Consider the following 11,995-nt stretch of genomic DNA (forward strand, 5'->3'; position numbering starts at 1 on the left):
AAATGTTTAAAGTCTAAAGTCCAAAGTTGTTAAACTGAAAACTGAATACTATTTCCGAATCACTTTCACCTGAGAATCATTCGTTAATTTTATTATTGTTGACGGTTTTCCGCCAATTTTCTCACGGTGCAAATTTACAACATAGTCTACACCTTTTATAATTTCCGGACTAATATCTTTGAAGGCAATAGGAGTAGGTTGACCTGAGATATTTGCTGATGTCGAAACCAATGGTTTTTTCATCTTTTCCATTAATTTAAAGCAAAAAGGTTCTTTCACAATGCGGATTCCCAATGAGTTATCGGAAGAGATTATATTTGGGGCCACATTTCTGGGTTTGTCCAATATCAAAGTGGTTGGATTTTCGGATAAATCAATGATTTGCCAGGCTACTTCAGGAATGTCTTTGAAAACATTGTACATCATTTTTTCGCCATTCATCAAAACAATCATGCTTTGGGTTTCGGCTCTTTGTTTGAGTTTGTATATTTTGGCGACAGCCTCAGCATTTGTGGCATCACAACCAATTCCCCAGACGGTGTCAGTAGGATATAGGATGATTCCGCCATTTTTTATGACTTCGTAAGCATTGTGGATTTCATCACTTGTGTTCATGTGTAGTTTGTATAGATAGATTCTGCTGCAAAAATAATCTTTCTTATTGGTATAAATCTTAAATTTATTTCAGAATTGTAGCACTTTTAATTAATTATAAGATTATTTTTGCTTGCCTATCAACATTCCAAACATGGAATTTGTATAATATTGATTGGTTTTTGAATATTAATTCATCCTTTTTTTTAAATGATTCTAACAGTTTTAAAATATTTACGTATTCGAATTTGTTTTTATTTCTACAAATTATCTGGTATAGATCATAAGACTTTGACGCTAACAAAGTCTAAGGAAATTCCAATCATTATTACAAGCTTTAATCAACTGGAGTATTTAAAAAAGCTAATCAATTTTTTATTGGCAAGAGGTTTTTCAAACCTTGTTATTATTGACAATAATTCTACCTACGAACCCTTATTGCGTTATTTTGATGAAATCAAAAATAAAGCAACCATTCACCGGCTAAAAAAGAATTATGGGCATTTAGTTTTTTGGAAAAGATACGATCTGTTCGTAAAATACGGTAACGGATATTATGTTGTTACGGATCCTGACATTGTTCCTTTAGCCGATTGTCCGGAGGATTTTTTGATTAAATTCCAATCTGTTTTATTAGAAAATAAAAAACGAATGAAAGTAGGTTTCGGATTGAAAATAGATGACATTCCCTTGAGTAACCCTAATAGAGAAAAAGTGATTAGCTGGGAAGCTAAGTTTTGGAAAAAAAAGATCTCCGAAGGAGTTTATGATGCCGATATTGATACTACTTTTGCTTTGTACAAACCTTTCTACCACAGAAAAAACAAGAAATTTAAAACGGCCTTGCGCACAGATTATCCATACGTAGCTTTGCATGGCGGTTGGTATATAGACATGAATAATCTTTCTGAAGAGCAACTTTTTTATTTTAAAACGGCTAATGATTCCAGCTCTTGGAAGATAGATGAAACAGGAAAAATTGCCAATGCTGATTACCAAAAAAAGTATTAAGTGTACTATCAGTTTTATATTTTTGATTTAAATTAATACAATAAAATGAAAAATTCAGTAAAAGTTGTCATCCCTATATATAAATCTTTTTTTGGAGAACTTGAAGAGAAATCCTTCTTGCAATGTGTTAAAGTCCTTAAAAATTATGAAATTGTTTTGGTTCAACCTGAAGATCTAGACAATTCTTATATTACCGAAAAATTTGATAAAATTGTTGTTGAAAGTTTTCCAAAACGCTATTTTGAAAATATTGAGGGATATAATGAATTGCTATTGTCAACCACATTTTATGAACGTTTTTTGGATTCAGAGTATATATTAATTTATCAATTAGATGCTTTTGTTTTTAAAGATGAGCTGGAAGAATGGTGTCAAAAAGGATATGATTATATAGGGGCTCCATGGATTGCTACTCTGGAAAATACTATTTGGTTGAAGTATTTTAATAAATTAGCAAGAAAGTTCAGATCTAAAAAGAAAAACAATCGTGAACAAATTTTTTTTAAAGTTGGAAATGGCGGTTTTTCATTGCGTAGAACAGCATCGCATTATGCAATTGCGAAACAGAATGAGCCGTTTATTTTTGAGTTTTTGAATGCGGAGGTAAAAGAAATTTATGCTATAGAGGATGTTTTTTGGTCTTTAAAAGCATCTGAATTTGATGAAAATTTTAAAATTCCGGATTATAAAGAAGCCTTACATTTTGCAATAGATCGAAAACCTAAAATTGCTTTTGAATTAATTAATAACCAACTTCCATTCGGATGCCATGGCATTAATAAACCTAAAGTTATTGATTTTTGGAAACCGATTTTGAACAAATACTAAGCACTAATTTTCTTATAGTAAAATGAAATGATCGAAAAATATAAATTTTCTAAAACCTTAAATAATTCAAAAGAAGTTCATTCCTTAATGAGGGAATTTAACTCTAAAGGAACTCTTTTTGGTGACGGCAAAAGAAATAAAATAAAACTTTTTGAATTAGAAGGGAAAACGATCAACATCAAATCCTTCAAAATTCCTAATTTAATTAATAAAGTGGCTTATAAATATTTTAGAAAGTCAAAAGCGAGACGTTCTTTTGAATATGCCAGCGCTTTACTAGAAAAAGGAATAGGGACGCCACAGCCCATTGCTTTTCTTGAAAATTATAATTGGCTTGGATTAACGGATAGTTATTATGCGAGTGAGCATCTGGAAACCGAGTTGACTTTCAGAGAATTAGTGGAAATTCCTAGTTATCCGGATCATGATGCTATTTTAAGACAGTTCACTAAATTTTCTTTCGATTTACATGAAAAAGGAATTGAATTTTTAGACCACTCCCCCGGAAATACGTTAATAAAAAAAGTTTCTGAGAATCAGTACCAATTCTTCTTAGTAGATTTAAACAGAATGAATTTTCATAAGGCTATGGATTTTAATCAGCGAATGGAAAACTTAAGCAGGCTTACACCAAAAAAGGAAATGATTGCCATAATGAGTGATGAATACGCAAAATATTACACTGAATCAAGCAATGTGATTTTTGATAAAATGTGGGAATCTACGAATCAATTTCAAGAAAAATTCGGAAAAAAGCAAAGATTGAAAAAGAAATTGAAATTTTGGAAATCTTAATGTTTAGATTTCATTTTTTTTAATTCTTTAAAGCGTACATAAACGCTAAAAGCATTCAAATAACATATTATAATCCCTTTTTTACCATCTAGAACACCCAATCGAATTGTATATTGATAAATAAATTTAAATAGGGGGCGAATATAGAAATGGAATAAGTTTGGGTTTGTTCCTTTAAGATATTCTTCTTTTGCTTTTAAATTTCCGTAAAGAACCATTTTTTGTTTATAACTGGAATAATCGCTGTAAGAATAGTGAATTAGTTTGTTTTTAAATTTACCAATTGTCCCAGTTACTATTAATTTTTCATGTACTGTTTTATGTAAAGCATAATGTACTTTTTCTTTTTGAAATAATCTGAAAATCTTATCTGTTTGCCAACCGCTAAACCGCAGTTTTTTGTTTTCGAACATGAAAGTCCTATAAAAATAATAAGCAGAATGACTTTCTTTTTTCTGAATAGTTTCTATAATTTCTGCCTTCAGTTCCAGTGTAAGTCTTTCATCGGCATCAAGAAAAAGAATCCAAGGATTTGTGGCCAGGTTTGTTGCATAATTTCGTTGCGTAGCATAGTTTTCGAAAGGATGTTGGATAATTTTTACGTTTTTATAGGACGATGCTATTTTTATTGTTTGATCTGTACTAAAAGAATCAATAACCAAAATTTCATCTGCAAAATCTATATTTTCCAGAACAGACGCCATGTTACTTTCCTCATTGTAGGTAATGATTAATGCAGTTAGGGGCAATTTATTTAGTTGTGTTGATTCGCTATTTTGTTTTGCCATTTGAAAGATTTCGTTTTAAGAAAGAATCAACTTTATCTTTAAATAAACTCGGATCAAATTCCTGATACAGCGTAAGCGCCTCTTTTTTGAGTTCTTTCTCCGTTTTTGACATGAATAATTCAGGTTTGAAGTCATTCAAGTGGATTGATTCGTTTTGAATTCCATCTTCAAAAGTTGCCCAAATTTTCTTTTCTATCCAAGGCGAGAAAATAATAAAAGAAGGTTTTTTCAGTGCTTTGGCCATGTTTATTGCTCCACCGTCATTTCCAACAATCAAATCGCATTGATTCATAATGGCGATAAATGATATCAAATCACCGCCTAATAAATCAAAATAAATTTTTGCTTGTGTTGAAGATTTACAAGCGTCAAAAACAGTTTTTGCATCATTGATTTGCTTTGGAAAATAATTAAAAAGAATATTTACATCTTTATTTTCGGCTATTGTATCAATAACTTTTGCCATATATTCCAGTGGATATGTTTTGAGTTTTTCACTTCCCAAAAGGCTAATCATTACTGTTTTTCTATCTTTTTTTAATTGGTGTTTTTCAAAAAGTGCTATAGCTTTTTGATTTTCTTCATTGGTCACAAATAATTTTGGTAACGGATCAATTGGGATTGATATTTTTAAAGGATCTAATAATGACAGTCGCCTTTCTATAGCTAAACCAAAATTAGTTTTTGGAGCAGCCTGATAAGGGATGTTATCGGTATATAAAAATTTTCGTCCTTTCTTCTCATAAGATATTTTCTTTTTGGCACCACTTAAAAAAACAATAAGCCAGCTTTCCAGCTTGGAATAAGCGTCTATGAGAATGTCATATTTAGCATTTCGGATTTGAAGTGCTAAATTCAAGAATTCTTTTTTGCTTTTGCGGTGTTTTTCCTCAAATAATATAATGTTGTCAATATTAGGATTGCCTTCTAAAACAGGAGTTGTTGATGCATACACCAAATAATCAATTTGAGCTTCAGGATAGGCAGTGCGAAGATTATTGCATATAATGCTGCTTGCCAAAACATCACCAATCATTTTTTGTTGTATTACTAGTATCTTCATAATATAAAAAACCTCCCGTTTAAGGGAGGAATATACAATAATTTTTTATTTTAAGAGGGATTAAACCGCTACGTCATATTCGCGTAAAGCATTGTTCAATGATGTTTTTAAATCTGTTGAAGGCTTGCGTGTTCCAATGATTAAAGCGCAAGGTACTTGAAAATCTCCTGCTGGAAACGTTTTAGTATAACTTCCCGGAATTACCACGGAACGGGCAGGAACATAACCTTTCATTTCGATAGGAGTTTCACCGGTTACATCAATGATTTTTGTAGAGGCAGTCAAACAAACATTAGCACCAAGAACTGCTTCTTTCCCAACATGAACACCTTCAACAACAATACAACGAGAACCAATAAAAGCGCCATCTTCAATGATAACTGGAGCAGCTTGCAAAGGTTCCAGAACACCACCGATACCAACACCACCGCTCAAGTGTACGTTTTTACCAATTTGAGCACAACTTCCTACGGTTGCCCAGGTGTCTACCATCGTTCCTTCGTCAACATAAGCACCAATGTTTACATAACTTGGCATTAAAATGACACCGCTTGAAATATAAGCACCGTAACGTGCTACTGCGTTAGGAACGACACGAATTCCTTTTTCGGCGAAGTCTTTTTTTAGCAGCATTTTATCGTGATATTCAAAAATACCAGAATGTAATGTTTCCATTTTTTGAATAGGGAAATACATCACAACCGCTTTCTTTACCCATTCGTTTACCTGCCATCCGTCACCAACTGGCTCGGCAACACGTAATTTTCCGGTATCTAGTAATTCGATAACTTCTCTGATAGCATCAGTTGTTGTCTTTTCTTGTAACAAAGCACGATTTTCCCAAGCTTGTTCTATAATTGTTTGTAATGGATTCATTTTAGTTAGATTTTTGACAAAGATATGTTTTTTAACTAAAATCAGAAACGCAAATTGATTTGAAAATGTTACAGATTTAACTTGCAGCGTATTTAATGTTTTTCAAATGTTGTAAATTTGACTAATAAATGAAAATCATTCGAACATGAAAGATAATTTCTCCAAACAAGCTGCTCAGTATTCTAAATTCCGACCACAATATCCAGATGAAATGATTGATTATTTGGTTTCATTTGTCAAAAATAAGGGAGTTACACTAGATATTGCAACCGGAAATGGGCAAGTGGCACACAAGCTTTCGCAAGTTTTCGAAACGGTTTATGGAATTGATATTAGCCAGAACCAACTTGACAATGCCATTCCAAAAGTGAATATAATTTATAAAGTAGCGGCTGCAGAAAACACCTTATTCAAGGATCAAGAGTTTGATTTAATTATGGTTGCCCAAGCAGTTCATTGGTTTGATTTTGATTTGTTTTATAAAGAAATCTACAGAATTTTAAAACCGGAAGGAATCTTTGCGATATTAGGATATGGATTGTTTTCCACAAATTCGGATTCAGATAAAATACTACGAAATTTTTATCACAATATAATTGGGCAGTATTGGGATGCGGAGCGAAAGTATCTGGATGAAAATTACAAAACGATTCCATTTCCATTTAATGAAATTGTTACGGATCCTTTCGAAAATAAGCTAACATGGACTTTTGAAGAGCTCATAGGATATTTGGAAACATGGTCAGCGACACAACATTATATTTCGAAAAACGATAGTAATCCGTTAGATCTGATTCGTGATGATTTAAAAATTTCTTGGCAAAAAAGCGATAAGAAAGTGACTTTCCCGTTGTTGCTAAGAATTGGAAAATTAAAATAGTTACCTTTGAAAAAAATAAAAAAATGCCAAGAATTCTCTCCATAGATTACGGACAAAAACGTACCGGAATAGCCGTTACTGATGAAATGCAAATCATAGCTTCGGGATTGACAACCATTCCATCGGCAACTGCAATTGCTTTTTTGAAGGACTATTTTTCCAAAGAGAAAGTTGAAGCTGTTCTTATAGGAGAACCTAAACAAATGAATGGAGAGCCCTCAGAAAGTGCTTCTGTCATTAAAGGTTTTGTAACGCATTTCACCAATCATTTTCCGGATATGAAAGTCATTCGGGTTGATGAACGGTTTACTTCAAAAATGGCTTTTCAAACGATGATTGACAGCGGTCTTAGCAAAAAAAAGCGTCAAAATAAAGCTTTGATTGATGAAATTTCGGCAACGATAATGCTTCAGGATTATTTAACTCGAAAGATGTTTTAAAAATCCAGTTGCAAAGCCACTCAAATGGCTAAAATAGATTTGTAATTCCTTACTTTTTAACAATTATTTGTTACATTTTTTCTGCATATATAAAGTATCTTTGCACTTTAAAATTTTGTTATGCCCGATACAACCGTTCGTTCGCAAAGTGAAGTAGTTCTTATAGGAGCTGGAATAATGAGCGCCACCCTTGGCTTAATCCTAAAAGAGTTACAACCCGATATAAAAATTGAAATTTACGAAAGATTAGATATGGCTGCTGCCGAAAGTTCTGATGCATGGAATAATGCTGGAACTGGACATTCTGCTTTTTGTGAGCTTAATTATACTCCAGAAAGTGAAGATGGAAGCATCAACCCCAAAAAAGCAATCAGTATTGCGGAATCTTTCGAGGTTTCTAGACAGTTTTGGGCCTATTTAGTGCAACAAAATAAAGTTTCATCACCTGAAAATTTTATTAAAAGTATCCCTCACATGAGTTTTGTTTGGGGAGAAAAAAATGTGGAATACCTTAAAACAAGATTTGAGGCTTTGAATTCGAATCCTCTTTTTAAGCAAATGGTTTTCAGTACTGATTTTGCAAAATTAAAAGAATGGATGCCTCTTGTTATGGAAGGCAGAAACGAATCTGTGAAAGTAGCAGCAACTTCAATGGCTATTGGTACCGATGTGAATTTTGGAGAATTAACCAGAAGCATTTTTAGTTATTTAACTAAATTAGATGGAGTTACGATGTATTTCAATCACGAAGTCCAAAAATTGAGACAACGTGAAGATAAATCTTGGAGAATAAAAGTTATTGATTTGGCTACAGGCCAAAAAAGGAAAACATATACTAAATTTGTTTTTATTGGTGCTGGTGGTGGTTCCTTGCCGCTACTAGAAAAAGCAAACGTTCCCGAAGGGAAAGGCTATGGCGGTTTCCCTGTAAGCGGGCAATGGCTTAAATGCACCAATCCTGAAGTGATTGCAAAACATCAGGCAAAAGTATATGGAAAAGCGAGTGTGGGTGCACCACCAATGTCAGTTCCACATATTGACTCCCGAATGATAAATGGAGAAAGGCAACTGCTTTTTGGACCTTTTGCGGGTTTTTCTACTCGATTTTTAAAAAATGGCTCGTATTCTGATTTGCCATTATCTATAAAACCAGATAATATCATTCCTATGATTGCTGCCGGTATTAAAAATATTCCCCTTACAAAATATTTGATTGAGCAAGTGCGTCAGTCTCCTAAAGACAGAATTAATGCGTTGAGAGAATATGTTCCTGGTGCAAGATCCAAAGATTGGAAATTAGAACGTGCAGGACAACGCGTACAAGTGATAAAAAAAGATGAAAAAGAAGGCGGAATACTAGAGTTTGGTACTGAAGTAATCACAACTGCTGATGGATCTTTAGCTGTTTTGCTTGGTGCTTCTCCTGGTGCTTCAACCGCAGTTTCTATTATGGTAGATTTAATAGGAAGATGTTTTAAAGATGAAATTGAAACTCCGGAATGGCAGGAAAAATTAAAAGTGATGATTCCTTCTTATGGTCAGACTTTGAATGATAATCCGGCTTTATTGGATCAAATCAGGAAAGATACTGCCTCTGTTTTAAAACTGAATAATTAGAAAAGTTAGAAATAAAATAAAAAGCGCTGGATTTAGATATTTTCTAATTCCAGCGCTTTTTTCTTTAAGACTCCATTAATTCTTTTGTAGTTTTTAAAATATTTTCAGAGAGATTAGTCAGCCAGATTAATTGCTCTATAACCAATTGCGCTTCTTGCATTTTCAATTGAAAGGCCTCTTCATCAATAGGAATTCCTTCTTTTAATTCTTTGGCTCGAATATTTTTTAATTCCGTAAATCGCATAGCCAAATCTTCTTTTGGTAGATTTTCTTTTAGATATAAATCATTTTCTTTCAAAAGTGCAATCGCATTATCCAGGTTTCTAATGACAGTATCGACTACAACATTAAACGCTTCAGAAGCAGACGTAGTTTTGTGCGATTGGATGTACGTTCCTAATGAAGCTGATGACGATAGCAATGAATGATTAAGTACCGCTAATTTATATACTTGTGGTAATTGCTTTTGTTTCGATTTTGGTTCTTGGACCATTCTTTGGAAAGAAGCCATTAAATTACCTATTTCGATAAAAGCATTTTTTCGGGCTAACCGATACGAAGTAGAAATAGTCCCTTTTTTATTATAAAAAACGGAAATTTCTTTTAAGTAATTTTGATTTGCAACAATTGATTTTTCTATGTGTGAAGGAATATTTAAAAACTCCCAGGAAGGCCATAAAAAATGATTGGCAAGGAAAGCCAAAGTGCAACCTACAATGGTGTCAAGTATTCTATATTGAACTACATCGCCAATATTAGGAGTTAATATCCCGTAAATAAAAACAACATACATAGTTACGAATGTGGCGCTGACTTTATAATTTATTTGGGTAAATGAAAATCCTAAAAGCATGCTTAAAATAGAAAGTATACTGATTGTGATGTTGTCATGTACTAATGAAAGAATCCCAAAAGCGATTAACCCTCCTATAATAGTACCAAAAATTCGATGAAAAGAACGCTGTTTCGTCAAACCATATCCAGGTCGCATAATAACTATAATAGTCAACAAAATCCAATAGACATTGTGAAAAGGCAGTATGTTTCCGATGATAAAACCAATCAACAATGTTATGGTTAATCGTAGCGAATGTCTGAAAATTGTGGAAGAGAAACTGAAATTTTCAATCAAAGTGCTCAAAGGATAATATTGAGGCGTCAGGAATTTTTCTAAGTCTTTGTCCTTTTCTTTAAAATCTTGTGAATTGAAGGCTAATGTAAAAGCGCGCTCTACAATTTTTATTTTCTCCACTTGTTTTTCAGCATACTGGAGCATGGTGGTTAGCATAAAAACACCTTCGGAAGCGTGAATTTTTCCTAAATCATTTTCATAATCGGTAATGGCAAGTTGTAAAGCATTTAAATCACTTCGTAGAGTATGTTTAGAAATATATTTAGTTCGGTTTTGTACGCTTTTGGACAATTTTTTTAAACTTGCGGCAAGATTGTATGCTAATTTTTGATACGTCAACAAAACCTTTGGATGGTCGTCAAATTTTTGATGCAATTTATCATGGTCGAATGAAGTAGCTAATGCAAGCTCCAGAATTTCCATCAATGAAATAAAAACGATTAACATTTTTCGGTTTTGATTGGAAGATCCAGAAGTTGTATGACTGCTAATCAATACTTCTCTTATATTTTGACGAATGGTGTTCAGTTCTACCTGAAGGTGTAATTGTTTTTCAATAATTGCTTTTTTATCAGCATTAATCGTCCATAAATCACCTCGTAGTTTTAAATATTTAGCCGTAAGTTTAATACATTCTGCAATTTGTAATTCGACATAGCGATGAGGTCTTATATAGTGAAAAACAAGGGAAATCATTAGGTAAAATAATCCTCCGGATAATATTAAAAGAGAATGTTGCACCATTGCCCAACCAGTATTGATACTTGCAAATGCTAATGAAACGGAAATTAGAGCAGAGAAAGAGACCATTGTTGCTCGTTGTCCATAGACAGAAATCATCGCCATCAGAAAAATTAATACCGCCAAAAAAGGGTGGAAAATTATCGAATAGGGATAAACAATATTCACTAACAAATTAACACCTGCAACAAGTAAAGCCGTTACCAGAATACCGTTTATTTTATGTTTTAGATTACTTGGAATATCGCTTGGATAGGTAAAAAAAGCACCTAAAGCTATAGTAAAACCTATTTCGAATTTGCCTAAAAAAGAAAGCAATACAACTGGAATAACTGCTGCGACTGTTACTTTTAATGCATTGGTGAAATAAGTACTGTCGGTAAATTTTCGGATTTTGTAAATCATACAATTGGATTACAAGCAAAGGTAAGAATTGAGTGACTCATTCAAAGAATAATTTGCCTTGTTTTTGTCTAAATGGTAAAAAAACACTAATTATCAATACAGGATTATTCATTGTCTATTTTTTTACTATTTTTGCAGACTGAATTAAAGGGAAACTTATTCCGATTTATAGTAGATAATACTTAATATAACAATAATGATTTTACCAATTATAGGATACGGTGATCCAGTTTTAAGAAAAGTAGGCGAGGTTCTTTCACCAGAGCAACCTAATTTGAAAGAAACGATTGCTAACATGTACGAAACGATGTATAATGCCTATGGTGTTGGACTTGCCGCACCTCAAGTAGGATTGGCACTTCGTTTATTCGTAATCGATACAACTCCTTTTAGCGATGATGAAGAATTAGAAGACGCTGAACAAAAAGAATTAAAAGGATTCAAAAGAACTTTTATCAATGCAAAAATGATAAAAGAAGAAGGAGAAGAGTGGAGTTTTAATGAAGGTTGCTTGAGTATTCCGGATGTTAGAGAAGATGTATATCGAAATCCAACTATAACAATTGAATATTGCGAAGAGGATTTTGTGATGAAAACCGAAGTTTTCGACGGATTGATTGCCAGAGTAATCCAACATGAATACGATCACATAGAAGGAATTTTATTCACGGATAAAATTTCGTCATTAAAAAAACGATTAATTCAAAAGAAGCTAAAAAACATTTTGGAAGGAAAAACATTCCAAGAGTATCGAATGAAATTTTTTGGTAAAAAAGGAAGATAGAACAGTCTTCACAGCTTTATCTTAGTATGATTTTTGGTTCT

Annotated in this window: 12 protein-coding genes; 7 read left to right on the plus strand and 5 right to left on the minus strand. The window is 32.9% G+C overall.

Annotated features, from left to right (window positions below):
- Positions 1–48: 48 nt before the first annotated feature.
- Positions 49–615, minus strand: coding sequence for an L-threonylcarbamoyladenylate synthase (locus tag E0I61_RS04985; protein WP_131996400.1), 567 nt, complete (start codon positions 613–615; stop codon positions 49–51).
- A 270-nt stretch (positions 616–885) separates the two neighbouring features.
- Here E0I61_RS04985 and E0I61_RS04990 point away from each other — a divergent pair, with 270 nt between their 5' ends.
- From E0I61_RS04990 to E0I61_RS05000, 3 genes are read left to right on the plus strand one after another with little or no spacing between them, the layout of a single operon-like run.
- Complete coding sequence (locus tag E0I61_RS04990; protein ID WP_132069826.1) at positions 886–1,605, plus strand: glycosyltransferase family protein; 720 nt, start codon at positions 886–888, stop codon at positions 1,603–1,605.
- Positions 1,606–1,650: 45 nt separating this feature from the next.
- A complete protein-coding gene (locus E0I61_RS04995; RefSeq protein ID WP_132069828.1) occupies positions 1,651–2,433 on the plus strand; it encodes a DUF5672 family protein in 783 nt (260 codons plus the stop codon).
- 27 nt (positions 2,434–2,460) lie between these two features.
- The gene (locus E0I61_RS05000; RefSeq protein ID WP_132069830.1) at positions 2,461–3,228 is read left to right on the plus strand and encodes a lipopolysaccharide kinase InaA family protein; all 768 of its coding nucleotides are present in this window, start codon (positions 2,461–2,463) and stop codon (positions 3,226–3,228) included.
- On the opposite strand, the gene E0I61_RS05005 is transcribed toward E0I61_RS05000, so the two are convergent.
- The 3 genes from E0I61_RS05005 to E0I61_RS05015 are packed head-to-tail and all read right to left on the minus strand — an operon-like array spanning position 3,225 to position 5,955.
- Complete coding sequence (locus E0I61_RS05005; protein ID WP_131996412.1) at positions 3,225–4,016, minus strand: glycosyltransferase family 2 protein; 792 nt, start codon at positions 4,014–4,016, stop codon at positions 3,225–3,227. The two genes, E0I61_RS05000 and E0I61_RS05005, sit on opposite strands and share 4 nt — an antisense overlap.
- Positions 4,000–5,079 (minus strand): glycosyltransferase family 9 protein, encoded by a 1,080-nt coding sequence (locus tag E0I61_RS05010; protein WP_132069832.1) that lies wholly within the window; start codon positions 5,077–5,079, stop codon positions 4,000–4,002. Before E0I61_RS05010 ends, E0I61_RS05005 begins: the two co-directional genes overlap by 17 nt.
- A 60-nt stretch (positions 5,080–5,139) precedes the next feature.
- On the minus strand, positions 5,140–5,955 hold the full coding sequence (locus tag E0I61_RS05015; protein WP_131996418.1) for a 2,3,4,5-tetrahydropyridine-2,6-dicarboxylate N-succinyltransferase: 816 nt from the start codon (positions 5,953–5,955) through the stop codon (positions 5,140–5,142).
- Positions 5,956–6,100: 145 nt separating this feature from the next.
- Between E0I61_RS05015 and E0I61_RS05020 the strand changes: the two genes are divergently transcribed.
- The 3 genes from E0I61_RS05020 to E0I61_RS05030 all read left to right on the plus strand — a co-directional run bounded on the left by E0I61_RS05020 (position 6,101) and on the right by E0I61_RS05030 (position 8,892).
- Positions 6,101–6,835, plus strand: coding sequence for a class I SAM-dependent methyltransferase (locus tag E0I61_RS05020; RefSeq protein WP_132069834.1), 735 nt, complete (start codon positions 6,101–6,103; stop codon positions 6,833–6,835).
- Positions 6,836–6,858: 23 nt separating this feature from the next.
- Positions 6,859–7,275, plus strand: coding sequence for a Holliday junction resolvase RuvX (gene ruvX, locus E0I61_RS05025; protein WP_131996430.1), 417 nt, complete (start codon positions 6,859–6,861; stop codon positions 7,273–7,275).
- Between the two features lie 120 nt (positions 7,276–7,395).
- Positions 7,396–8,892 (plus strand): malate:quinone oxidoreductase, encoded by a 1,497-nt coding sequence (locus E0I61_RS05030; RefSeq protein WP_132069836.1) that lies wholly within the window; start codon positions 7,396–7,398, stop codon positions 8,890–8,892.
- A gap of 64 nt (positions 8,893–8,956) precedes the next feature.
- On the opposite strand, the gene E0I61_RS05035 is transcribed toward E0I61_RS05030, so the two are convergent.
- The gene (locus tag E0I61_RS05035; RefSeq protein ID WP_132069838.1) at positions 8,957–11,170 is read right to left on the minus strand and encodes an FUSC family protein; all 2,214 of its coding nucleotides are present in this window, start codon (positions 11,168–11,170) and stop codon (positions 8,957–8,959) included.
- Between the two features lie 196 nt (positions 11,171–11,366).
- On the opposite strand from E0I61_RS05035, the gene def reads away from it, so the two are divergent.
- Entirely contained in the window at positions 11,367–11,954 is a 588-nt protein-coding gene (gene def / locus E0I61_RS05040; protein WP_131996439.1) for a peptide deformylase, read from the plus strand.
- The last annotated feature ends 41 nt before the right edge of the window (positions 11,955–11,995 follow it).

The sequence above is a fragment of the Flavobacterium ranwuense genome, from assembly GCF_004349315.1.
GTDB classification, from domain to species: Bacteria; Bacteroidota; Bacteroidia; order Flavobacteriales; family Flavobacteriaceae; genus Flavobacterium; species Flavobacterium ranwuense.